This window comes from Telluria sp. GW821-FHT07G12, from assembly GCF_059418525.1.
The window spans coordinates 534,230-558,992 of sequence record NZ_JBWKQA010000003.1 but is presented as its reverse complement, the minus strand read 5'-3'; the positions used below and the strand labels follow the sequence as shown (position 1 = coordinate 558,992).

The 24,763-nt window shown below is 63.7% G+C and carries 19 protein-coding genes; 8 read left to right on the top strand and 11 right to left on the bottom strand.

The window, feature by feature from the left end; genetic code table 11:
* Positions 1–104 precede the first annotated feature (104 nt).
* The 5 genes from AC07PE_RS15010 to AC07PE_RS14990 all read left to right on the top strand — a co-directional run bounded on the left by AC07PE_RS15010 (position 105) and on the right by AC07PE_RS14990 (position 6,115).
* Positions 105–956 carry a VOC family protein gene (locus AC07PE_RS15010; protein ID WP_498765749.1) on the top strand — a complete coding sequence of 284 codons (852 nt, stop codon included), beginning with the start codon at positions 105–107 and terminating at the stop codon, positions 954–956.
* A 49-nt stretch (positions 957–1,005) separates the two neighbouring features.
* On the top strand, positions 1,006–1,419 hold the full coding sequence (locus AC07PE_RS15005; RefSeq protein ID WP_498765747.1) for a putative quinol monooxygenase: 414 nt from the start codon (positions 1,006–1,008) through the stop codon (positions 1,417–1,419).
* A gap of 99 nt (positions 1,420–1,518) precedes the next feature.
* Complete coding sequence (locus tag AC07PE_RS15000; protein ID WP_498765745.1) at positions 1,519–3,336, top strand: EAL domain-containing protein; 1,818 nt, start codon at positions 1,519–1,521, stop codon at positions 3,334–3,336.
* Positions 3,337–3,561: 225 nt separating this feature from the next.
* Positions 3,562–5,046, top strand: coding sequence for an MFS transporter (locus tag AC07PE_RS14995; RefSeq protein WP_498765743.1), 1,485 nt, complete (start codon positions 3,562–3,564; stop codon positions 5,044–5,046).
* 37 nt (positions 5,047–5,083) lie between these two features.
* Positions 5,084–6,115, top strand: coding sequence for a glycoside hydrolase family 43 protein (locus AC07PE_RS14990; protein ID WP_498765741.1), 1,032 nt, complete (start codon positions 5,084–5,086; stop codon positions 6,113–6,115).
* Here AC07PE_RS14990 and AC07PE_RS14985 read toward each other — a convergent pair.
* Together AC07PE_RS14985 and AC07PE_RS14980 are read right to left on the bottom strand one after the other, a co-directional pair.
* On the bottom strand, positions 6,106–7,776 hold the full coding sequence (locus tag AC07PE_RS14985; protein ID WP_498765739.1) for a GH35 family beta-galactosidase: 1,671 nt from the start codon (positions 7,774–7,776) through the stop codon (positions 6,106–6,108). The two genes, AC07PE_RS14990 and AC07PE_RS14985, sit on opposite strands and share 10 nt — an antisense overlap.
* Positions 7,777–7,859: 83 nt before the next feature.
* Complete coding sequence (locus AC07PE_RS14980; RefSeq protein ID WP_498765737.1) at positions 7,860–10,979, bottom strand: TonB-dependent receptor; 3,120 nt, start codon at positions 10,977–10,979, stop codon at positions 7,860–7,862.
* Between the two features lie 235 nt (positions 10,980–11,214).
* Here AC07PE_RS14980 and AC07PE_RS14975 point away from each other — a divergent pair, with 235 nt between their 5' ends.
* Positions 11,215–13,152, top strand: a complete 1,938-nt coding sequence (locus tag AC07PE_RS14975; protein ID WP_498765735.1) for a family 43 glycosylhydrolase — start codon at positions 11,215–11,217, stop codon at positions 13,150–13,152.
* Positions 13,153–13,172: 20 nt separating this feature from the next.
* Here AC07PE_RS14975 and AC07PE_RS14970 read toward each other — a convergent pair whose 3' ends face one another.
* Positions 13,173–13,970 (bottom strand): FkbM family methyltransferase, encoded by a 798-nt coding sequence (locus tag AC07PE_RS14970; RefSeq protein WP_498765733.1) that lies wholly within the window; start codon positions 13,968–13,970, stop codon positions 13,173–13,175.
* A gap of 4 nt (positions 13,971–13,974) precedes the next feature.
* The gene (locus AC07PE_RS14965) at positions 13,975–16,209 is read right to left on the bottom strand and encodes a tetratricopeptide repeat protein (protein ID WP_498765731.1); all 2,235 of its coding nucleotides are present in this window, start codon (positions 16,207–16,209) and stop codon (positions 13,975–13,977) included.
* A 277-nt stretch (positions 16,210–16,486) separates the two neighbouring features.
* On the opposite strand from AC07PE_RS14965, the gene AC07PE_RS14960 reads away from it, so the two are divergent.
* Complete coding sequence (locus tag AC07PE_RS14960; RefSeq protein WP_498765729.1) at positions 16,487–17,359, top strand: flagellin N-terminal helical domain-containing protein; 873 nt, start codon at positions 16,487–16,489, stop codon at positions 17,357–17,359.
* A gap of 137 nt (positions 17,360–17,496) precedes the next feature.
* The gene (locus AC07PE_RS14955) at positions 17,497–18,315 is read left to right on the top strand and encodes a hypothetical protein (protein ID WP_498765727.1); all 819 of its coding nucleotides are present in this window, start codon (positions 17,497–17,499) and stop codon (positions 18,313–18,315) included.
* Between the two features lie 43 nt (positions 18,316–18,358).
* Here AC07PE_RS14955 and AC07PE_RS14950 read toward each other — a convergent pair whose 3' ends face one another.
* Genes AC07PE_RS14950 through AC07PE_RS14920 form a run of 7 tightly spaced genes read right to left on the bottom strand, consistent with a single transcriptional unit; the run spans position 18,359 to position 24,658 of the window.
* Positions 18,359–20,452 (bottom strand): flagellar biosynthesis protein FlhA, encoded by a 2,094-nt coding sequence (locus tag AC07PE_RS14950; protein WP_498765725.1) that lies wholly within the window; start codon positions 20,450–20,452, stop codon positions 18,359–18,361.
* Positions 20,449–21,591, bottom strand: coding sequence for an EscU/YscU/HrcU family type III secretion system export apparatus switch protein (locus tag AC07PE_RS14945; RefSeq protein ID WP_498765723.1), 1,143 nt, complete (start codon positions 21,589–21,591; stop codon positions 20,449–20,451). Before AC07PE_RS14945 ends, AC07PE_RS14950 begins: the two co-directional genes overlap by 4 nt.
* The gene (gene fliR / locus AC07PE_RS14940; RefSeq protein WP_498765721.1) at positions 21,584–22,363 is read right to left on the bottom strand and encodes a flagellar biosynthetic protein FliR; all 780 of its coding nucleotides are present in this window, start codon (positions 22,361–22,363) and stop codon (positions 21,584–21,586) included. Before fliR ends, AC07PE_RS14945 begins: the two co-directional genes overlap by 8 nt.
* A 13-nt stretch (positions 22,364–22,376) precedes the next feature.
* A complete protein-coding gene (gene fliQ, locus AC07PE_RS14935; RefSeq protein ID WP_498765719.1) occupies positions 22,377–22,646 on the bottom strand; it encodes a flagellar biosynthesis protein FliQ in 270 nt (89 codons plus the stop codon).
* A 15-nt stretch (positions 22,647–22,661) separates the two neighbouring features.
* A complete protein-coding gene (gene fliP, locus AC07PE_RS14930) occupies positions 22,662–23,450 on the bottom strand; it encodes a flagellar type III secretion system pore protein FliP (RefSeq protein WP_498765717.1) in 789 nt (262 codons plus the stop codon).
* On the bottom strand, positions 23,447–23,803 hold the full coding sequence (locus AC07PE_RS14925; protein WP_498765715.1) for a FliM/FliN family flagellar motor switch protein: 357 nt from the start codon (positions 23,801–23,803) through the stop codon (positions 23,447–23,449). Before AC07PE_RS14925 ends, fliP begins: the two co-directional genes overlap by 4 nt.
* Entirely contained in the window at positions 23,804–24,658 is an 855-nt protein-coding gene (locus AC07PE_RS14920) for a FliM/FliN family flagellar motor switch protein (protein ID WP_498765713.1), read from the bottom strand.
* Positions 24,659–24,763: the final 105 nt, after the last annotated feature.

Sequence of the window (24,763 nt, the reverse complement as noted above, 5' to 3'; positions counted from 1 at the left end):
AGCGCGCCACTTCAATACATTCCCCGGCTGTAGCAACGTACACGTAATGCGCTGCTATCAGTATCCAAAGTGGAATCTTCGAATCAATCTTTAGTGGAGCAATCATGTCGAGCAGTCCAAAGAATCCAGAAAACAAGCAGCGGCGTGAAGCCATGCAAACCATGGGCGGCGCCCTGGCCGCAGGCCTTGTCGGTTCCTCAGCCCTCACTCCGGCCGCGGCCCAAGTCCAGGCAGGCAGCAAGACTTCCACTGCAACACGTAGCAATGGCGCACTAGGCGCACGCCTGCAGGGCATTCAGCACTTCGGACTCACGGTGCAGAACATGGAGCGCGCTTTCGAGTTCTATACGCAGGTCCTTGGCGGCACCGAAGTCTTCCGCCACGGCGACTTTCAAGGCGATACGGTGCAGAATACCCTGCTCGCGGACCAGGAAATTCGCGCCACCGAGCTGGGCGTCAACCCCCGTACCATCGGGGTGCCCGATCTGCGAGGTGGTTCGCAGCGACTCGACGTCCGCTTCGTCCAGTTCGACAACGTCGTCATCGAGCTTCTGCAATACCGGGACGCGGAACAGCCCATGGGCAGTTCGAAGTCGTTCGCCGAACCTGTGCAGCATATGAGTCCAGCGTTTCCACGCATGATGCACATCTGTTTTTACGTCAGGGATGATGTCGATTTCAACAAATTCATCACCGATCTCGAAGCCGAATCCAGGCGTCGCGGCATGACCCAGGTGCGAGCCAACCGTACCATCCGCCTCACCAGCGAAAAAGCGCGTCTCGAAGCGCCGCAGAGCACAAACACCAACAAGGTCACGGTTGCACCCTCCGATGGTTGGGAACTCATCTACTGCAAGGGTCCCGAAGGCGAACAACTGGAATTCGTGAAAGCCCTTGGTCCCGTCAAGCAGCGTTTCGCCGACGCTCTCAGGAAGCGCCAGCAAGGCGCCGCCTGAGCCTTGCCTTTGCTCCGAACCGAACCGAACACGACGAAAGGATGCAGCAATGCGTGAAATGATCTATTCCGCCGCAGCGGCTATTCTGCTGGCGGGCAGCACCGCTGTCTCGGCCGCCCCCAATCCGCCTGCAAAAGAAGGGGTTCGCTACCAGGATGTCCCTCCCGGCGCCTATTCCGTGGTTGCCCAAGTGCGCGCAAAACCCGGCAAGGAAGCGGCCTTGCGCCAGGCGACGCTCCCCCTGATTGCGCTCGTGCGCAGCGACCCCAAGAACCTCGTCTACTTTCTTCAGGAAGACCGCGAGGCGCCAGGCCATTTTATTTTCTATGAGGTGTTCGCTTCGAAACAGGATTTCGAGGCCCATAACGCCATGCCCTACGTGAAAGCGTGGTTCGCCAAGCTGCCGGAACTTGCCCAGGGCGGTGTCGAAGCGATGCGAATGCAGGTGCTGTCCAAACCGTAGAGAGGAAAACGGCATGAAGCCGTAGTTTTTCATGAAATTGGCGACATCCGGCTGGAGGCTGCCGGATGTCGCGTGTATCGCTAACTAGTCCAAATTCATATGAATCTTGATCCGTCTCCCGGTACGCGCGATTGCGAATGGCGATTCCCTCGCCTGCCGGGCCTGGATGACGATCGCCTGACACAGCTGGTAGGCAGCTTGGCCAAGGATGCCGGTGCTGCGGCCGCCGGGATTCACATTGCACAGGATAAGGAAACCTGGTCCACTGGCTTTCTCGGTCCACTTGCCGCGCACCTCGGCATTGACGCTTCCCTGGACGATGGTGTTTTGAACGCCGTCGAGGATTGGTTTGAAATCGATGATATTGCTGCCGATAGCCGCTTCACGAGCCTTCCTTGCGATCATGCTCAAGCAGCCTGCCGCCATTACGCGGCGGTTCCGATCCGTATCGATTCAATCCAGATGCAGGGATTCATATGGCTCCTGTGGAAGAACCCCGGCCGCGTAGGAAAACGGGAACGCAATGCTCTGCGCACGTTCGCCAGCCTGTTCAAGGAAATACTGGAACTCAAGTATTGTAACGTCGCGACGGGTGTCGCCAACGAGACCCACTTCATTCAGGCTCTTGGACACATGCTCGGCGTCTCCGACGCCGGCGTCACGGTCGGCTATATCAACCTATGGGCTTTCCAGCGCCTGAACAACGCTTACGGCCATAACGCAGGACGTGAACTGCTGAGTGCGCTGGCCAAGCGTCTGGTCATTTGGTCGGATTCCGATGCGATCGTTGGCCACCTCGGGGGCGACCGATTCGCGTTTGCGCTGCCAGGCAAGCTCGACCTCAGTTCCGAACGCCTTATTTCCCTGCAGAGGGCGATAAGCCGGACAATCCCGCTCAGCTGCGGGCGCCAGCATTCCGTGCGTGCTCGTCTCGGCCTGCGGGTGGTGTCTGCACATTGCGGCCTTGACCCGTCCGTCGTTCTCCAGGAAGCGTCGAGCGCCTCGACTTCCGCAACCCTGACCTCAGCTTACCTTTACCAACCGGCCTCGCGTTTGAAGTCGGAGATGCTGATTGGCTTGTCCGAACTTTTGTGCGACGAGGGAGGCCAGGGCATGCTCGAGGTGCATTACGAACCGCAGTTCGACCTGGTAAATGGATGCATGACCTCGATGGAAGCCCTCGTGCGGTGGCGCCACCCTGTCGCCGGCCTCGTCTTCCCGAAAGACTTCGTGCCCTTCCTGGAACAGGTGGGAAAGATGTCTTATCTGGACATGTTTGTATTGCGACTCGTCTGCCAGGATATCCAGGCATGGCGCGCCGCCGGCGTGACGGCGGTCCCGATCGCGCTGAATTTCGCACGCGAGTCCTTGCTCGTCGAGGGCATTGTGGAGAAAATCCAGGAGCAACTGGCTTTCTTCGGGATCGACGGGCGCCACCTCGAATGCGAGATCACCGAGAGCAGCGCAGTCGACACAAAGCGCTTGCAGACCTGCCTGCTCGGCTTGCGCTCACTGGGTATGCGGGTCGCGATCGACGATTTCGGTACCGGTCATTCGAATTTCGAAACGATATGCGAGCTCACCTTCGACAAGCTGAAGGTCGACCGGCAATTCATCAATGGCGTCGCTACCGACCCCAGGCTTGCTGAACTGCTTCGGCTGATTATCGACATCGCCCGTCTGTTCGACGCCGAGATCATCTGTGAAGGCGTGGAACAGTTCCAGGATCTCCATTGGCTCACAGAGCACGGGCTTGCGCGATTCCAGGGCTGGTACTTCAGCCGCGCCTTGCCGCCTTCGCAAGCGATCGAGGCAATCCGACACCTGGCCCATCCGGCACAGGTGTTGAACCATATTCAGCTGCGAGAAACCATCGAGAAAGTAGTGCGGCCCAGCGAGAATTTCGTGGCCCTGTAGGCGGTTCAACGCGACGTTCCGCTAATCAACCTGCTGAGCAGCCTGGCATCGATATTGCCGCCGCTAATAATCAAATCGCAGGCATCCGCTTGACCCGACGAATCCTGCCACCGAAAACCCCACGCAACAAAAAAATGATTGCGTATTACATTTTATGATATAACTATGATAGAAACCGGTTCGCGATATCGCTGACCGGATAAATATAACGATCGGTGAGACACAATGAGTCATTCTGAACCTACTTCGTCACGTCTGAGCGTGATCGAAAAGGTCGGCTACAGCCTGGGCGACCTGGCCGCCAACCTGATCTTCCAGACCCTGCTGACCTTCATCGCCTTCTTCTACACCGACGTGTACAAGATTCCACCGGGCACGGCAGCTTCCATCATCTTCGTCGGCGGCATCGTCGGCGCCTGCTTCAACCCGCTGATGGGCCTGCTGGCGGATCGTACCGTCACACGCTGGGGCAAATTCCGCCCCTGGATCCTGTGGACCTCGATTCCCTTCGGCCTCACGGCGCTGCTGGCCTTCAGCACGCCCGACCTCGGCGAGCACGGCAAGATCATCTATGCCCTGCTCACCTACATCATGCTGATGCTGGTGTACTCGGCCAACAACCTGCCCTACTCCGCCCTGAGCGGCGTGCTGACCGGCAGCATGGCGGAGCGCAACAGCCTGTCGGCCTACCGCTTCACCGCCGTGATGGTAGCCCAGTTCATCATCCAGGTATTGCTGCTGCCGCTGGTGCTGATCCTGGGCGGCGACGACAAGGCGCTGGGCTTCAAGAACATCATGACCGTGTTCGCGCTGGTCGGCACCGTGTTCTTCCTGATTACCTTCTTCACCACCCGCGAGCGTATCGTGCCGGCGCCCTCGCAGCGTTCCAGCATCCGCCAGGATATCGCCGACCTGCTGGGCAACAAGCCCTGGGTGATCATGCTGGTGCTGACCATCCTGGTGTTCGTGACGCTCGCACTGAAGGGCGGCATGTACGTCTTCTATTTCAAGACCTACCTGAACGAAGCCCAGCTGGCCGCCTTCCTGAACGGCATCGGCTTCAACGCTTTCATCGGCGGACTGAACGCGATGCTGGCGGGCCTCGGGCTGACCGCATTCCACTGGCCGGAAGATGCCGCCACCTCGGGCTTCAGCCTGTTCAACGCCGTCGGCATCATCATGATGATCATCGGGATCAGCTTCTCCAAGCCGCTGGCCGACCGCTTCGGCAAGCGCGACGTGTTCGGCGCCGCACTGCTGGTCTCGACGCTGTTCATGCTGGCGCTGTACTTCTTCGCCCCCACCTCGATTGCCCCGGTCTTCGTCTGCCAGCTGCTGCACGGCTTCTTCTACGGCATCACGATCCCGCTGCTGTGGGCCATGATCGCCGACGTGGCCGACTATTCGGAATGGAAGAACAACCGCCGCGCAACCGCCCTGCTGTTTTCCGCGATGATCTTCGGCCTCAAGGCAGGCCTGAGCATCGGCGGCGCCCTGGTGGCGGCCCTGCTGTCCGCATATGGCTACGAAGCCTCGCTCCCGGTGCAGGCGCCTGAAACGGCGAACGGCATTCTGCTGTCAGTCAGCGTGTGGGCATCGATTCCCTTCCTGCTCGGCGTCGCCAGCCTGATGCTGTATGACATCCGGAAGACGACCGAGCTGCAGATCGAGCGCGAACTCGGCGAACGCCGCGCCTCCGTCCAGCGCTGAACCATTCTTCAACGACCCACTTTTCATCAGGCCAGACATGTCCGAGATCATCGACAAGGAGCGCGTGCAGGAACTGAAGGCGCGCGCCATCTCCCAACCACTGGTAAGCCACATCTATACCGCCGACCCCTCGGCCCACGTGTTCGACGGCAGGATCTACATCTATCCGTCGCACGACATTGAGGCCGGCATTCCCTTCAACGACAACGGCGACCATTTCGCGATGGAGGACTACCGCGTCCTCTCGCTCGACCATCCCGGCGCGAACGCGGTCGACCATGGCGTCGCCCTCCACGTCAGGGATGTGCCATGGGCAGAGCGCCAGATGTGGGCGCCGGATGCCGCCTGCAAGGACGGCAAGTATTACCTGTACTTCCCGGCCAAGCGCGCGGACGGCATCTTCCAGATCGGCGTCGCCGTGAGCGACCATCCGGCCGGTCCCTTCCAGCCCGAGCCCACGCCGATCGAAGGCAGCTATTCGATCGATCCTGCCGTGTTCGAAGACGGCGATGGCGCCTTCTACATGGTTTTCGGCGGCATCTGGGGCGGGCAGTTGCAGAACTACCGCGACAACGTGTACGACGCCGCGAACCAGGAACCGCCGGCGGACCAGGAAGCGCTGCCGCCGCGCGTGGCGAAGCTGTCGGCAGACATGAAGCAGTTTGCCGAAACGCCGCGCGCCGTGCAGATCCTCGACGAGCAAGGCCAGCCCCTGCTCGCCGGTGACCACGATCGCCGTTACTTCGAAGCGCCGTGGCTGCACAAGCACGAGGGCAAATACTACTTCTCGTATTCGACCGGGAACACGCACTTCCTCTGCTATGCGGTCGGCGACAGCCCCTACGGCCCCTTCACCTACCGCGGCCAGATCATGACCCCGGTGATCGGCTGGACCACCCACCATTCGATCTGCAGCTTCGAAGGCAAGAGCTACCTGTTCTACCACGACAGCAGCCTGTCGGAAGGCGTGACCCACCTGCGCAGCGTGAAGGTCACGGAACTCCACTACGACGAGAACGGCGACATCCTCACCATCTCGCCCTACGGCGACGAACCCGCTCAGCGATAGCGGTAGAGCTTCACGCGCTGCACCGTGAAACCGTCCGGCTCCAGCCGGACGTGGCGGCCCTGGTGGCTCTCATCCCCATTCAGCAGGCGGCCTTCCACCCAGCCGCCGCTCTCAAAGCTGCCCTCGGCGAGGCGCAGGAATCCAACCGAATCGCGGCCGGCCGGATCGGCGAAAGTGACGATGATCCCGCGGCCGGCGATCAGGTACTCGTCCTCGCCAAGCTGGATCACCAGGCCGCCGCGGCGGTCGATCTCGGCATCCGTCGTCGTCCCCCACTGGCTGGCGAAGCTGACGTTCACCAGATAGCGCCCCAGCAGCGCTTCCTGCGGCTTGCGGTCGATGACCCCGTCGTAGGATGCCGGCGCCTTGAAGCCGCGCATCCGTCCGCGGCCCTGGGCATCCAGGATCAGCGGCGCAAGCTGCCGCAGGAGCCTGTAGGCGCCGGGCAGTCCGTCCTTCGCCCCTTCCGCGATGTCTTCGATGCCGAAGGGCGAATAGCCGATGGCGTCCAGTTCGGCGATCGCCCACAAGGCATTCGTAGCCGAGTCTTCGCGGTTGGCGCGGTTCGCTTCCGGGATGAACAGCGGATTGTCGGCCCGCTTAAACTTGCGCGCCCACTCCTGGAAGCTGTTGAAATAGATGTCCATGCCGATCAGGTCGACGCTGGGCGCGCCCGCCTTCCAGACATCGAACAGGTGCGGCAGCGGACCGGCGCTGGGATATTCGCCCGGCTTGCGGCCCGGCCGGTTCAGCGCGACATTGATGTAGTACGGGATCGCATATTCGGCCTTGCCGGCGCGCGCCAGTTCTTCCACGAAGGCTGCGTAGCCCCAGGCCTGGAACACCTCCTGCGCCGCGACGGAGTCGCCGAACACTTCGGACCACGTTCCGGCGGACCTGGCGCCATGCTCTTCCCACAGGCGCCGCAGCTCCGGCTGCAAGGCGGGCTGTTGCCGGGTGGCGTGCGCCTGCAGATAGGCGATCAGGGCCGGCGGCACCTGCCCTTGCCATGCCTGCTCGGCCTGCGGGCTGTAGTCGCGCACTTCGGGCAGCATGCCGATCTCGTTCTCGATCTGCAGCATGAGCACCGTGTGCTCGCGGTCGACGGCGGCCAGGTGACGCATGGTCGCGGCCAGCGCCGCCTTGTCGGCCGCCAGCGTATCGGGGTCGAAGGGCGTCAGGATTTCCTGCGCCGCGCCGGCGCGGGTGCGGGCGCGCGCGTAGCGTCGGGCGTCGAGCTTGACGTAGTCCGGCACATAGGTCGACATCGAATTCTTCCACGCGCCGAACCACAGCAGCACCAGCTTCATGTTGTTCGCGCGGGCCTGCTTCAGTATCCCGTCGAGCACCGTGAAGTCATAGCGGCCCTGGGTCGGCTCGATCTGGTCCCATTCGATCGGCGCGATCACGGTGTTCAGACCTGCCTTTGTCAGGCGCGGCCACAGCCCGTCCAGATAGCGCAGGTTCGACGCCGAGGAGTTGTGCAGTTCGCCGCCCAGCACCAGGAAGGGCCGGCCGTCGACGAGCAGCCGGCTTGCGCTGCCCTGCTGTTGCAGGCGCGGCAGCGAGTCCGCCGTGGCCGCCGCCGCAGCGCCGGCCAGGAGCCAGCCGCACAGCAGGGACAGGGCAAGACGCGACATCATGTGTGGATTTGTTTTCACGGCGTCCTTGAAAACGAAAAAAAACCGCGTCGCCGGCACGCCGATACAGTAACGCGCCGATAACGCGGTAAGAGACAAGGCAATTAGAACTTGGTGCTGAGGGTCACGTTGTACTTGCGGCCCGGTGCGTTCTGGTCGAAGACCGCGTTGCTGTCCACCGTGTAGTTCTGGCTCTTCGCGTTGTTCACGTTCCAGGCGCTGACGTTCAGGTCCGTGTTGTAGCGGAAGCCGAACATCTTCTGCAGGTTCACGCCGGCCGACATGTCGATCTGCGAACGCGAAGTGAAGTAGGCGTAGGCGCCCGGGGCGAGGCCGGTGCCGGTGTTTGAGATGAAGCTCGAATTGTACTGACGCATCACACGCACGTTCAGGCCATTGCGTTCGTAGTAGATCGTCAGGTTGTTGGTGCGCTCCGGCACGCCGGCCACCGGCGGCGAGTTTTTCACCGTGTCGGTCTGCTTGGTATAGGTGACGTTACCCGTGAAGCCGAAGCCTTTCACCGGCAGCATGTCCAGCGGCTGCTGCCAGGTGAATTCCAGGCCGCGCACCTTGAGCTTGTCGTCGATGTTGATCGGCTCCTGGATCAGGATGTGCACCTTGTCGCGGCCCCCGGCATTGTCCACCACTGCCTGCTGCGCCGCGGTCATGCCCACGGTGCCGAAGATCTGGTCCAGCTGGGCCAGCGTGTAGTCGGAAAACTTCACCCCCGGACGGCTGACGATGTCCTTGGCGAAGGCCGACAGCGCCACGAAACCTTCGCGGCCGGTGTAGTACTCCAGGCCGATGTCGAGGTTATTGGCCTTGAAGGGCTTCAGGTTCGGATTCGACACGCTGCCCTGCGCCAGGCTCTGGTCGCCGAGCGACAACTGGGTCTGGTGCAGGTCGGCCGGATTGGCGCGGGTCATCGACTTCGATGCCGACACGCGGGCGATCAGGTCCTTCATCAAGTTGTACGACAGGTTCATGGACGGCAGCACGTTGTGGAACTTGGTCGTCTCATACACCCAGGTCTGCTGGTTCAGGTAGCGGCCGCCGTTGCCCAGGTTCTGCTGCGCATTGCGCGGATCGGCCGGGTTCATCGGTGCGCCGATGGTCTGCTCGGTCTGGGCGTAGCGCACGCCGGCGTTATAGCGGAAGGTGCGACCGAACACCGGCAGGCGGCCGTTGGTCTCGACATAGAAACCGGTCACCTTTTCACGCAGGTAGCCGCCATTGGTGGTCGGCACGTCGGTCAGGTGGTCGCGGTAGTACTGGTACTTCGACGCATCCGCGAACTTGTTCCAGTCGACCGTGATGAAACCCTGGTCGCTCGGATGCAGGAAATTCTGCAGCGCCGCGTTCGTCACCGCGGAACCCAGGTAGGTCAGCGGCGCCGTCTGGCCCGCGGTCGATCCGGTGCCGTAGCCCGGATACAGCGAGGCCACCGACACACCCGGGGTGGAGCGGCCGTCGCAGCCGCCCTGCACCGCGGTGTTGGGCTGCATGAAGGGGTAGCTGACGTCGTTGGCGCAGGTGTAGTTGATCCAGGCGTCGGCGTTGTTGTAGTCGGTATAGCGGCGCTCGATGTCGTCGAAGGAGCCGCCGATCTTGATCGCGAAGGCCTCGTCGCCCCAGTTGGCGTTCAGGCGCGTGCCCTTGGTCGTGTTCTTGCGCTCGTACAGGTCCATGCGCAGCGTCGACAGACCCTGCCCCGACTGGTACCAGCCGAAGGCGCTGGGGTTGTTGATGTCGATGTTGCCGCTCATCTTGGGGATCTGGCCCGGCGTGGTGTTGTCGTAGTTGACCACCGACGGCGCCGACTGGGTCGCCGCCAGCACGGTCGGCATGTCGCGATAGAACTGGCTATCGGTGTAGTTGACGTGGCCGTCGATGGTCAGCTTGTCGGCCGCACGCCATTCGAAGCCGGGGTTGAGGCTGCGGAAGTGCGTGTTTTCCTTCATCGGACGATATTCGAGCGCCCAGAAGGTGTTGGCGAAGGTGCCCTTGGTGATCGCGCAGTAGGCCGAGCAGTCGCTCTTGTCGAATTCCAGGCCGATCGGGATCGGGACGCCGGAGCGCATGCCGACGCTCATGTCCTGCTGCGTACCCTTCATGCCCTTCTGCGCGAACACGGTGTCGAGGTAGAAGTCCAGCTGGTCGTTCGGCTGCCACTGGAAGCTCAGCACTTCACCGCGGCTCTTGCGCTCGCCCTGGTACACCAGGTAGCGCGGCAGGCGGCCCATCAGGCCGTTGTCGATCTGCTGCAGGGTGGCGCCCGGATTCAGCGCCAGCAGCATCGCGCGGTCGATCGCCTTGCCCGGCACCAGCACCGACTGCGCATAGGCCGGCAGCAGGTTGTTCGGCAGGCCCGATGGCACGGTGGCGGGGGTGTTGAAATAGTCGCCGGCGAGGGAAGCTGGGTCGGAGGCGTTGCGCTGGTTCGCATTCAGGCGAACGTTACGCATGTCGACGGTCTGGAACACGTCGGTGAGGAATTTGGTGTCCTTCCAGGCAAAGCCTGCAAGCGCGCCGACCTTGCCCCAGCGGGTCTGCCAGGTGTTGCTGATCAGGGCGGAGCCGGTGTTGCCCCACTTGCGATCCTTGTCGGCGAAATTGCCGTTCAGGGTGAAGGCCGAGCGCAGGCCGTCCTTGTCGAAGGGACGCACGGTGACCATGTTCACGGTGCCGGCCACGCCGCCTTCGATGAGGTCGGCCTGCTGGCTCTTGTACACGGTCGCGCGGCGGAACAGTTCCGAAGGCAGGAAGTCCATGTCGACTTCGCGGTTGGCGCTGATGTTGCCGCCCCAGCTGCCGGCCGACGCCGATGCCATCGGCGCGCCGTTGAGCAGCACGCGGGTAAAGGCCGGGCCCATGCCGCGAATCGAGATCCGCATGCCTTCGCCATCGAGTTCGCCGCGCTGGACCTGCACGCCCGGCACGCGCGACAGTGCGTCGGCGATGTTCGGCTCGGGGAATTTGCCCATGTCCTCGGAGAACACGGAGTCGGTCAGGCCGTTGTTGTCGCGCTTTTCGTTGGTCGACAGCATCAGCGAACTACGGAAGCCGGACACCACCACGGTGTTCTCGATCTTCTTGTCGGGCTGGGTAGCCGCTTGGTCGGCTTGGGCGGCCGGTGCGGGCTGCGCCGGTTCGGTTTGCGCGTAGGCGTTCGAAATGAGGCCCGCAATCACGGTCATGACGAACAGGTCTCCCCGCGACGCCATAGGGCGTGGCGCCCGAGAATTCAGGTATTTTTTCATAGTCTCCTCTGTTTTATGTCTTGTATATTTTTTATTTCTTGCCCTAGTTGCTAACATTGCGCTAACATTTTTGATATACGCAATCATCAAGGCAAGATTGAAATTTATCCAAGTATTTACTGAAGAGCCAATCGCTTTTTTGTATTGATCGATACCAATTTCGCATCCAAGCGCCCGCAAGTACCGCCAAGGAGATTCAGTGCCATCCTTCCTGCTCCGCATCGCCGCCCTCGCTCTCCTCGCCTGCGCCAGCGTGGTCGCCGCCGGCCCCGCATCCCCAACCTGGACCGCGGACAACGGCAACGGCACCTACACCAACCCGATCTTCTATGACGAGTTCTCGGACCCGGACCTGATCCGCGTAGGCGACTGGTTCTACCTTACCGGCACCACCATGCACGCCATGCCGGGGCTGCCGGTGCTGCGCTCGAAAGATCTCGTCAACTGGGAATTCCTGAGCTATGCGATGGACAAACTGGATTTCGGGCCCGCCTACCGGCTGGAAGACGGCAAGAACATCTACGGGCGCGGCATCTGGGCGCCCAGCCTGCGCTACCACAAGGGGACCTTCTACATCTTCAGCAACGTGAACGGGCGCGGCACCCAGATCTATAGCGCCACCGATCCGCGCGGCCCGTGGACGCACCGCGAAATGAAGCGCAGCCTGCACGACCTGTCCGTGCTGTTCGACGACGACGGCAAGGCATATGCCGTCTGGGACCACCAGACCATGCACCTGGCCCAGCTGACCGAAGACCTCACCGACATCGTGCCGGGCACCGAGAAGGTGCTGTTCTCTAAGACCGACGGCATGGGCGAAGGCGCGCACTTCTACAAGATCAACGGGAAGTACTACATCATCAGCGCCAACTACGCCGGCGGCTTCCGCATGCCGGCGGCGCGCGCCGACCATGTCTACGGTCCCTATGAAGTGAACCAGGCCATCAGCAAGGACGAAACCTTCGGCATGGCCGCCGGCTCGCTGCACCAGGGCGGCATCGTCCTGACCCCGGCCGGCGAATGGTGGGGTTTCTCGATGATGGACTTCAATTCGGTCGGACGCCTGCTCGGCCTGTCCCCGGTCACCTGGAAAGATGGCTGGCCCTGGTTCGGCCTGCCCGGCAACCTGGGGCGGACGCCGCGCACCTGGACCAAGCCGAAGACGGCGCAGGCGCAGCCGATTACGGTGCCTTTCGAGCGCAGCGACGATTTTTCCGCGCCGGCGCTCAAGCCAATCTGGCAGTGGAACCACGTGCCGGTGGACGGCAAATGGTCGCTGAGCGAGCGTCCGGGCTTCCTGCGGCTTCACGCCCTCCCGGCCAAGGCTTTCTGGGACGCCCGCAACAGCCTGACCCAGCGCGCGATCGGCCCCATCTCCTCGCCGACGGTGATCCTGGATGCGGCCGGCCTGCAGGACGGCGACGTGGCCGGGCTGGCCCTGCTCAACCTGCCCTATGCCGCGCTGGGCGCCGAAAAAAGCGCCGGCGGCCTGACGCTCGATTTGTTCGACCAGGCGGCGGACAGGCATACCCGGACCCGGGTCGATGCATCGCGCCTGTGGCTGCGCGCGGACTGCGATTTCCTAACCGAGAAGGCGAGGTTCAGCTATTCAGTCGACGGCCGGGAGTTCCACCGGATCGGCGAGGAATTCAAGATGGTGTTCCAGCTGACGACCTTCCAGGGCGTGCGCTATGCGCTGTTCAGCTACAACACGCAAGGCAAGGAAGGCGGCTACGCCGATTTCGACAGCGTCGACGTCCAGCAGCCCTATCCGCACGGCTTCATGCGGCCTGTCCCCTACGGGAAGCGGATCCGGCTCGCTGCCTACGGGACCGGGGTCGGGCTGGGCGTGTTTCTGGTCGAGGACATGGGCCTGGGCCGGGTGGCGCTGAAGTCGGACGCCGGCTACCTGACGATCGGCGCCGACGGCGGCGCCGGCTTCGACGCGGCGCGTCCCGGCACGGCGCAGAGTTTTCAGTGGAGCGAAACCCCGACCGGCGAACTGGTGCTGATGTCGCTCGCTACCAAGCGCTTCCTCCGCATGAACGGGACGGCTGGCGCGTTCAGGGCCGACAGCGCCGGACCGGCCAACGATGGAAAAGACGGGGTCCGCTTCGTGTGGACCCCGGAAACGTAGCCGATAACTAAGCCGATCAGTCAGCCGATGCGGATTTCCGCAGCCACCGGATCGCTCTCGTGCACAGCCAGCAGGTTCAGGCCCAGCGGGAAGGTCTTGTAGCCGAGGTTTGCGAGGAAACCGGCAATCTCGGCTTCGTTCGACTTGATCTTCTCGATCATCAGCTGAGGCTTGAAGCGCTCGATCTGCCGGCGGGCGCCGCTCAGTGCTTCCATCTCCATGCCTTCGATGTCGATCTTCATGAAGTCGAGGCGCTGCATGTCGAGGCCGTCCAGCGCCAGCAGCGGCGTGGCCTTGGTCTTCCCGGGCGAATAGTCGACGGCCTGGCCGATGAATTCGTTGTTCTCGCGCTGGCGCAGCTCGAGGCTGCCGAAGCTCGAGGGCGTGAAGTAATCCGGCACCGGCACCGCGATCTGGCCGTCCTCTGCGCCCACCGCCGCCCACACCGCGTGCGCGTTAAAGCAGTTGTTCATCGTAATGTTCCCGCACAGCGCGTAGTACACGCGTTCCTGGGCTTCGAAGGCGACCACTTCGCCCCAGCCGTACATGAACCGGGCCCACTCGATGGTGTGCACGCCGATGTTGGCGCCGCAGTCGATGGCGACCACGCCGTCGCCGAAATGCTGGCGGCGCGCGTGCAGCAGCTTCAGCGCGACGTCGACTTCTTCCTGGTCGAAGGAGGACGTCGACAACAGCTGGTGCCCGACCCCATAGGCGCCCCCTTCGACCAGGCGGTAGTCATGACGGTTGACGAGCATGCTGCCGTGGTTGGTGGAGACCAGGATGAAAGCGGTAGGACGCAGGGTCGATTTATTCATGTTCTTATTTCTTAGTGGTTGAGAAAATGTCTCCGCTGGCGAAGCGCTCGAGATCGGCGCGCACCTGCTCCAGCGCCAGGTCCCAGCGCCCCGCCGCCGGCTGGCGGAACAGGCGCGCCGACGGATACCAGGGGCTGTCGCCGCGCTCGCGCAGCCAGCGCCAGTCGGCCACCGCCGGCAGCAGGATCCAGGTCGGGCGGCCGAGGGCGCCGGCCAGATGGGCCACGCTGGTATCGACCGTCACCACCACGTCCATCAGCTCGGACAGGGCGGCGGTGTCGCTGAAATCTTTCAACTGGTGGCCGAAGCCGCGCACGCGGCCGTCCAGCTCGAGCGCGGCCTGGTCGGCTGGGCGCACGTCGCGCTGCAGGGTGAAGAATTCGAAGCGGTCGGACAGCAGCGCCGTCATCTGCTCGAAGGCCAGGCTGCGGTTGTTGTCGTTGCCATGGGTCGGGTTGCCGCTCCAGACCAGGCCCACGCGCGGCTTCTTGGCCGGACCCAGCACCTCGCGCCATGCATCGACCTTTGCCGGATCGGCGCGCAGGTAGTGCTGCGGCGCCGGGATGGTGGCCAGTTCGGTGCCGAAGGCCAGCGGAAGGCTCATCATCGGGCAGCGCCAGTCCGTCACCGGCACCGGCTGGCCGCGCGGGACCAGCTGCGCGACGCCGTCCAGGCCCGCCAGCAGGCCGGCCAGCGGACCGTGCGTCTCCAGGATCACGGTGGCGCCGCGCGCCGCCAGCAGCGGCACATAGCGTGCGCACTGCAGCACGTCGCCGAAGCCCTGCTCCGAATACAGCAGGATGCTCTTGCCGGCGATGTCTTCCTGGCCCAGCCACAGCGGCGCCTCGAAGGGGCGGATGTCCGGCGAATTCAGGAAGTGCGGGGTCTGCCAGCGCCATTCGTGGTCCGCCCAGCCATCCTTGAAATTGCCGTGCTCGAGATGCAGCAGGCTGCGGTTCCAGTAAGCCACCGACAGTTCTGGATCGATCGCGATCGCGCGGTCATATTTGGAGAGGGCAGCCTCGTAATCGCCCATCGCCGCCAGGATCGCACCCTGGTTGACCCAGGCCTGGGCGCTGTCCGGCTCCATCTGCAGCGCTTGGTCGAAACAGGCCAGGGCTTCGTCGAAGCGTCCCAGGTCGCGCAGCACGTTGCCGCGGTTTTGCAGCGCATTCGCCAGGTTGGGGTCGGATTTCAGGGCTTCTTCGTGCGCTGCCAGGGCTTCGTCGTAGCGGCGCAGCTCGCGCAGGGTCATGCCGCGCAGGTCGACCAGGCCGGCATCTCGCTCGCCGTGGCGCAGCGCCTCGTCGTAGCAGGCCAGCGCGGCCTCGTGGCGCTTCAGGTCGCGCAGCACGTTGCCGGCGCCGATGTGGGCTTCCTGGTAGTCCGGCGAGAGCGCGATCGACATCTCGCAGTCGCGCAGCGCTTCTTCATAGCGCTTTTGCCGGCGCAGGATCAGTGCTCGGTTGTTGTAGGCCTTGGCCAGGTTCGGATCGAGGGCGATCGCCTGGTCGTAGGCGGCCAGCGCGGCGTCCTCGTCGCGGGTCTGCAGCACGCGGGCGCGGTTGAAGTGGGTCTCACCCGATGCAGCGCCGAGCGCCACCACAGTGTCGTAGCAGGCCAGGGCCTCGTCGAAGCGTTTCAGTTCGATGAACACGTTGCCGCGGTTGTTGTGGGCGTCGGCATAGCCGGGCACCATCGCCAGCGCGAGCTCGAAGCTGTCCAGCGCTTCTTCGTACCTGCCCAGCTCCTTCAGCGCCACGCCGCGGTTGTTGCGGGCTTCAGGATCGTTCGGGTTCAGGGCCAGCGCGGCATCGTAGCCGGCCAGCGCGGCCTCGAAGCTGCCCAGCGCCTGCAAAGCGGTGGCGCGGTTGTAGTGCAGGTCGGGATTGCCGGCGTCCAGCGCCAGCGCCTGGTCATAGCAGGCCAGCGCATCCTCGATGCGGCCCAGCTCTTTATAGGCGTTACCGAGATCGCCGTGCGCGGCGCTCGAAGGGACGATCGCCAGGGCGCCGCGGATGAAGCCGGCGGCGATATTGTAATTACCGGCCGCGAAGGCGATCAGGCCGACGTGGTGCAGCGCGCCCGCGTGCTTCGGCATCCGGCGCAGTACCTGCTCGTAGATCGCCATCGCCTTTTCCAGCTGCTGCTCGCGGTGCAGGGCCAGGCCTGCGGCAAACAGGCTGTGGACATCCACCGGGGCGGACTCGGCGATGGAAAGCTGGGCTGACTCCGTCATGGAAACGACCTCTATATAGATATGTGAGATAGGCCGAGTATACGTTTAATACTTGCCGTAGAGCAAAAATGTGGCGGCAGCGCAAGAAATATCAAGCAGGACTGTGGCATGGCGCCGACATCGGAACCATGAAACGGGCTGCAAAAAAAATTCAAAAAATTTCCATGTGGAATTTAATGAACCCGCGAAAGTGGTCGTCTTGTACTTGTGAGAGCGCGACGAACCGCGGCTCCAACGACACGAACCCGAATAGAACACCCCATCAGGAGAGTTAATCATGCTGAGCCTTCACACCAACAACGCCGCCCTGTCCGCCCAATCTTCCCTGTCGAAGACCCAGACTTCGCTGACCACCTCGATGACCCGTCTGTCGACCGGCTATCGCATCAACTCGGCAATGGACGACGCAGCCGGCCTGCAGATCGCCACCCGTCTGAAAGCACAGACCAGCGGCATGGCCGTCGCAATGCGCAACACCCAGAACTCGACCTCGATGCTGCAGACCGCCGAAGGCGCGCTGGACGAAGTCGGCAACATGCTCGTCCGCATGAAAGACCTGGCAACCCAGGCTTCGGACGCTTCGTCGAGCACCGACGACAAGACCGCGATGCAGTCGGAATACGACAACTTGGGCAAAGAAATCCAGAACATCATGTCGAACACCAAGTTCGGCGGCCAGTCGCTGCTGAAGTCGGGCACCATCTCCAGCTCGATCACCTTCCAGATCGGCGCCGATTCGTCGGAGAAGATGACCCTGGACCTGTCCACTGAAATGGGCGCCTCGGGCACCGTGCTGACCGCACTGGGCAGCGCATCGGCCTACGCCGGCGCCACCGCCTCGACCGCCACTGCCGGCACCGAGCTGACCTCGAGCGCCAACGCCACCATCAACCTGATCTCGACCGCCATCGACAAGATCAGCTCGGTGCGTTCGAGCCTGGGTGCAACCGCCAACCGTCTGGACCACGTCTACAACAACCTGCAGAACATCACCAGCAACACCAAGGCTGCAACCGGCCGCATCATGGACGTCGACTTCGCTTCGGAAAGCGCCTCGATGACCTCGAACCAGATGCTGCTGCAAGCCTCGACCGCCATGCTGAAGCAGACCAACAGCATGTCGTCGATGGTCATGTCCCTGTTGCAGTAATTCCCGAGCCGGTTACGGCCACCTTCCCGGGCTAACACAGCCGGGAAACTCCAAAGGCCAGCCTTGCGGTTGGCCTTTTTACTTGCTACTCTGCATTTACCATGGCCTCCCTGTCCTTCCCTCCTCTCGCATCAAAGGTGTTGCCCGCGGTCCCCGCCGGGCCTGCGCTGCCGGTCGGCCCCGTGGCCGCCGTCGCCCCGGCCGCGCTGCTGGCCGAGCTGGACAACCTGCCCCTGCCCTTGCCCGGCGCGCCGGCCTCGGCGCCAGCCGCCGCTGGGGCAACTGCCGATGCGATGCAGGAAGGCGCGGCAATGCGCCCGGACCAGCTGGTGATGGCGCGCCAGCTGACCTGGCCGAACCGGGACGGCGGCGCGCTGGCCGATTCCTGGCGCGGCATGGTGCGCAGCTATGGCGCCCAACTCGCGAACCGCGAACTGCAGGCGCGCCCGGGCCAGCTGCCGATGGCGATGCTGCAGGCCGGCCAGGATCCACGGGTATTGCGCCAGGCCGACCAGCAGAACGCGCCCTTCGACGCCTGGCGCTTCACGGTGCATGCGGGCAGCGCCCACGACCAGCATCTACGGGTGGTGCAAGAGGATCAGGAAGCCCAGCAACAGCAGCAGCGAAAGCGCCGTGCGCGCGCGGCCCTGCGCCTGGAACTGGTGCTGCAGGACGGCACCGTGGTGACGGTGCAGGCCGAGCCCCTGGCCGACGGCGTGCGCCTGGAATTGTGTGCGCCGGATGCGGCCAGCCTGGCGCGCCTGCGCGCGCTGCAGCCGGAACTCGAGACGGCGGTGGCTCGCGCGGGCTTGCGCGTGCTGGGATGGAAGTACCGCGACAGTTTGCCGATGGGGCCGGCGCATATCCGGCTGCCGTCGACGGATGCGGCGTCGGCTTTGAGTTTGCCCGTTTTCAGGGCGATGGCGGAATTGGCGCTGGTTTTACCAGCGCATTAGAAAGTTTGCGTGGGCACGGGGTGCCCACGATCCCTCGACCGATTTAACCGACTGTACCGATAATCGAGACTTCGCGGTTCTCCGGAATCTCGTTATAGGACAGCACATGCAGCCCCGGCGCGAACAGGCGCGCGTAGCGGGCCAGCAGCGGACGGATCTGCGGCAGCACCAGCAGCAGCGGCGGCGTGTGCTGCTGTTTCATCTGCTCGCGCGCCACCGGCATGTTCAGCTGCAGCTGCGACAGCAGCTGCGGATCGATCGGATAATTATCCAATGCCACCTTGCCGCCATTGTTCTGGCGCGCCTGGTTCAGGGAGCCGAGCAGCATGTTCTCGAGGTCCCCGGACAGGTTAAAGGCCGGCATGTCCTTCTTCTTCCCGTACAGGCCGGACACGATCTGGCGCCGCAGCGCGCAGCGCACCTCGGCCGCCAGCAGGATCGGATCCTTGGTCGACTCCGAGCTGTCCAGCAGCGTGGTGGCGATGACGACGATGTCCTTCAGCGACACGTTCTCGGCCAGCAGCACCCGGAACACGCGCAGCAGCTGGGTGTGGGTCAGGGCCTTGTCCAGCGCCGAGGCCAGCTTCGGCGACAGCGCCGTCAGGCGCTCCATCATCGCCGGCACGTCTTCGTGACGGAACAGCTCCGACAGGTAATCCTTGGCGATCTTCGAGGCGTGGGTCGCGATCGCGCTCGCCACCTCGACCACCTGGTAGCCCTGGCCCAGCGCATGCGCCTTCTGCTCCGGGTCGATCCAGGTGATGGCCATGCCGAAGGCCGGCTCGATGCCGGGCACGCCGTCCAGCTGGCCGTACACGGTCGGCGACGGGATCGCCATCAGCGCTTCCGGCACCACTTCGCCTTCGGCCACCACGGTGCCGTTCACCGAGATCGAATACTGGTTCGGGCGCAAGGTCAGGTCGTCGCGCACACCGATGGCGGGCAGCAGCAGGCCCATTTGCTCGGACAGGCTCTGGCGCACGCCCTTGATGCGCTTAGGTAAAGGCTCGCCCTGGGCTTTATCCACGAGGTGCACCAGCTTGTAGCCGACGGCCACCGAGATCGGCTGCACCACCGGCAGCTGCTGCCAGTCGAGGTCCGGCACGCGGTCGTCGCGCAGCGCGGCTTCGATTGCCGCCACGTTCTCGCGGTCGGGCTCCTTGATCTGGCGCGTCTGGCGGTAGCCGACATAGCCCAGCACACCGGCAAAGATGAAGAAGAAGAACCACGGCATGCCCGGCACCAGGCCGAGGACGATCATCACGCCGGAGGCCGAGAACAGCACGCCCGGCTGCGCCAGCAGCTGGCCGCCGACCTGCTTTTCGAGGTCGCCGGAATCGCTGACGCGGGTCACCAGGATCGCCGCGGCGGCCGACAGCAGCAGCGCCGGGATCTGCGCCACCAGGCCATCGCCGATGGTCAGCAGCGCGTACTGGCGGAAGGCTTCGCCCATCGACATGTTGTGCATCACCGCGCCGATGGCGACGCCGCCGATCATGTTGATCAGCAGGATGAGGATCGAGGCGACGGCGTCGCCGCGCACGAACTTCGAAGCGCCGTCCATGGCGCCGTAGAAGTCCGCTTCGTTGGACACGTCCTTGCGGCGCTCCTGCGCCTTTTCCTGGTTGATCAGGCCCGCGTTCAGGTCGGCGTCGATCGCCATCTGCTTGCCGGGCAGCGCATCGAGGGTGAAACGCGCCGAGACTTCGGAGATACGCTCGGCGCCCTTCGTGACCACGATGAAGTTGATGATCATGAGGATCACGAACACCACGATACCGACCACGTAGTTACCGCCGATGACGACGTTACCGAAGGCCTCGATCACGTGACCGGCGGCGGCCGTGCCCTCGTGGCCGCGCAGCAGCACCACACGGGTCGAGGCCACGTTCAGCGCCAGGCGCATCAGGGTGGTGCCCAGGATCACGGTCGGGAACACCGAGAAGTCCAGCGGACGCTTGGACGACACGGACACCAGGATCACGATCAGGGCCAGCACGATGTTGAACGTGAACAGCACGTCCAGCAGCACCGGTGGCAGTGGCAGCATGATCATCGCGAGAAGCGTCAGCAGGAACGCCGGGGTGGCGAACTTCTGGCGGCGCAGCTCGGCCATCAAGCTGTTAATCAAGTTCATGTTGCGGATACCTCACTCAAGTGGCTAGGGACGACGACTTCGTTCGGGAACCGTGGGGGCGCCTGGCGCCGGCCGTCACGGAATGCATTCAGTTGCAGCACATAGTTCAGCACCTGCGATACCGCCTGGTAGAGCTGCGCCGGGATCTGCTGCTGGACCTGGCTGGTGTTGTAGATCGCGCGCGCCAGCGGCGGCAGCGTGACCGTTTCGATCTGGTGCTTGGCCGCGACCGCCTTGATGTACAGGGCCATCTCGTCGATGCCCTTGGCCACCACGAATGGCGCCTCGGCGCGGCTGGTATCGTACTTCAGGGCGACCGCGTAGTGCTCGGGGTTGACGATCACGACGTCGGCGCCCGGCACGGTCTTGTTCACGTTGCGGCGCGCCAGCTGCTGCTGGATCTGGCGGATGCGCTGCTTCACCTCGGGCTTGCCCTCGGAGCTCTTGTATTCTTCCTTCACTTCCTGCTTGCTCATGCGCTGGCTGCGCGCGAACAGGAAGGCCTGCAGCGGCACGTCGATCAGGGCGAACAGCAGGAACACCGAGATCAGCGCCATCAACGCGTCGAACACTTGCGAGACGCCGCGCAGCATGGCGTCCGGCAGCGGCATGCGTTGCAGGTCGATCCAGCTCATCGCGGCGGAACGCACCACGTACCACAGCACGATCCCCAGCACGATCGCCTTCGCGATCGAGATGCCGAACTCGCTCCAGTGCTTGCCGGTGGCGAGCTTGCCGAGGTTGGACACCGGCGAGAAGCGGCCGAAATTCGGCATCAGCGCCGCGGTCGAGATGTTCCAGCCGCCCGGCACCAGGCTGGTGAGCACCACCGCCAGGGTCACGCCGAACAGCGGCAGCACCATCTTGATGAGCAGCATGGCGGCGGCGCTGAACACGATCGACAGCGCGTTCTCGATGGCGCCCGCCTCGCCCACCGGCACGAACACCATGCGGAACAGCGCGCGGAAGGACTCCAGGTAGTCCGGCATCAGGAACACGAGCAGCTTCAGGCTGGCCAGGATGCCGACCGCCGTGGCCAGGTCCTTCGAGCGGACCACCTGACCCTGCTCGCGCGCCTTCCTCAGCTTTTGCGCTGAGGCCTTTTCTGTCTTATCGCCGCCGGTGCCGGTATCAGCCATGGGCAGCCCTCATCTGCTGCTGGAGCATCTCCAGCACCTGGTTGGTCATCTGCACGTAATGCTCGGGAACGAAGCGCACCACCTGGGCCAGCATCATCAGGCCGAACAGGGTCACCAGCGAAAAGCCCAGCGAGAACAGGTTCAGCGAGGGCGCCACGCGGTTCAGGAAGCCCAGGCCGATCTGCACCACCAGCGTCGAAAAGATGATCGGCAGCGCCAGCAGGATCGCCGCGGCGAACACCCAGCCCACGTTCAGCGCAATCGTGTGCAGCAGGATGGGGTTGTACCCGCCGCCGACCGGCCAGGCGCGCAGGCTCTGTCCCAGCACGCCCACCAGCACCAGGTGGCCGTCGATGGCGAAGAACACCAGGATCGCCACCAGCCCCAGCATGCCGGACACCACGTCCGACTGCTGGCCGTTGATCGGGTCGTTCATCTGCGCCATCGAAAAGCCGATCTGGCTCGAGGCCAGGAAGCCCAGCATGCCCACCACCGCCATCGTCAGCTGCATCGCCAGGCCGATCGCGCCGCCAATCACGGCCTGCTCCACCATCGCCACCACGCCGGCCAGCGAGAACGGGTCCGGCATCGGAGCGCCTTTCGTCATCGGCAGCATCATGAAGGCCAGCGCCACCGACAGCAGCGCGCGCACCGGCAGCGGCACGTAGGCCTCGCCCAGCACCGGCGCGGTGGTGAACATCGCCATGCAGCGGGCGAAGGGCCACCACAAGGCGCCGATCAGCGGCAGCAAGAAGTTGACGAGGTCGATCATCGGGCGCGAGGGCCTACACGACCAGCTGCGCGGCCTGCTGGAACACGTGCACGCAGTAGTCCATCAGTTTGCCGGTCATCCAGTGGCCGGCCACGATCAGCGCCAGCAGCGTCACCAGCAGGCGCGGCAAAAAGCTCAGGGTCTGTTCGTTGATCGAGGTGGCGGCCTGGAACACGGCGACGATCACGCCGGTGATCAGGCCCGGGAGCACCAGCACGGCGGCCAGCAGCATCACCAGCTGCAGGGCCTCGATCATGATGTCGACCGCGATATCGGGAGTCATATCTCTAATTAGTGTCTAGTAGCCGTGGATGCTGCCGACCAGCGTGTTCACGGTCAGGGTCCAGCCGTCGACCAGCACGAACAGCAGCAGCTTGAAAGGCAGCGAAATCACCAGCGGCGACAGCATCATCATGCCCATCGCCATCAGTACCGAGGACACTACCAGGTCGATGATCAGGAAGGGAATGAACAGCATGCAGCCGATCTGGAAGGCGCTCTTCAGCTCCGACAGCACGAAGGCCGCCAGCTTGACGGTGAAGCCGCGCGCCATCGGCGCCATCTCGGCCGGTTCGCCGGCAAGGTGCGCGACCTGGGCCAGCGCCGCCTTGCTGGTCTGGGCCAGCATGAAGCGCGACAGGGGCACCTCGGCGGTCTTGAGCGCCTGCTCGAGCGTGATCTTGTCCTTGTCGTAGGGGACGAAGGCTTCCTTCCAGATCTGCTCGCCGACCGGGCGCATCACCAGCAAGGTCAGAATCAAGGCGACCCCGGTGACGATCCGGTTCGGCAGGCCCGATTGCAGGCCGAGCGCCTGGCGCAGCAGCGAGAGCACGATCACGAAGCGCGTGAAGCTGGTCATCATCATGACCATCACGGGCAGCAGCCCGAGGATGGTCATCAGGACCAGGATCTGCGACTTCACGGTCAGGCCGCTGCCGGCGCCGGGAATGATCCCGGGCAGGAGGTCGGGATTCTGCGGCGCAGCGGCGGCCGCGCCGGCGATCAGCAAAAGGGACACGCCGGCAAGCGCCGGCGTATAACGGCGCAAGGGTGCGAACACCCCGGCGCCGCGGCGTGCAAACGTCATGGTGCGATCAGGTCCAGGTTGAGACCGTCGAGATCGATCACCTTCAGGCCGTACTGCTCGCCTGCGACCACCACTTCGGCGCGGCCGATGGCGGCGCCATTGACCTTGATGACCAGCGGCTCCCCTGCCAGCGCGTCCAGCGGCAGCACGGAAGACGGGCCGATCTCCATCAGCTCCTGCAGCGAGATGCGGGCCGAGCCCACTTCCAGCGTCAGGGTCACCGGGATCCGGCGCATCATCTGCGGCAGGCGGGCCGACTTGGCCGGCGCTGCGGCAACCGGGGTATCGGCGCCTTCCAGGTCGTCGATGATGATGTCGCCACCGGCGATTTGCTCGTTGAGGTTCATGTCCATTTATTCCGCATCTTCAAAAGAGGTTAAACACAGCTTTCCCTTGTGCTCGGCGACGGCGGCTGTAAACAAGCGCGCTTCGTCGAGCAGGACGTCGGTCCGGCCCACATTGACCGAGATCACGTCCCCAACTTTCAGGTCGAACAGCGCACCCAGCGTGATTTCCTTGCTGACCAGCCGTCCGTCGAGCTTGACCTGCAGCTTCGACGACAGCGGCTCGGCAGGGCCGCGCGCCGCATGGGTACGCGGCTGCTCCGGACGCAGGCTGCCGAGGATCGTCGCCATCAGGCCCTGGTCCGGCGCGATCCAGAACCGGCCCGTTGCACCATTGGCATCGCGCAGCGTCGCACAGACCGTCCAGGCGCTCTTGCCCGGCATTGTCGAAGCGGCCACGGCGCCGGCCGGCACCGGATTCGGCGCCACTTCCATTGCCACACTGGCAGCGACGCGTGCATACAACAGGTCGACCATCTGTTGCGTCAATACGACGACGAGACGCTCTTCAGTGGCTGTAATACGTTCGCTGCCCGGGTCCCGCTGAGTTGCGCCAGCGCCACGTCCACCGTAGCGCCGCTCCAATAGTGTCAGTAATAAGCCACGCTCGAAGGCCACCGATACCGTGCCCAGAGTGCCCGTTGCAGCCATCCAACGCAAGCCGGCATCCTGCGGAGCGCGTCCGAATTCGACACTGTCGAGGCGCCAGCCGCCCCAATAACGGCGTGCCGGACCCTGCATTGCCGTGTCGAGGTCGTCCTGAAGGCGTACCGCGAACTGCGGTAACAGGTGTACCGGACGCCCCAGCAGGCAGGGGTCGAGCACTTGGTGCTGCGAGGTGGAGTCAGGGGTTGCGATCGGCATGTTCAAATTAACAATCTATTAAGTGAGAATGCATTCTTTTCATTCCCATGGGCAACTATTATACCTGCTAAATTGTGTCACAGCACTTGAGATTCCTCTTTGAAT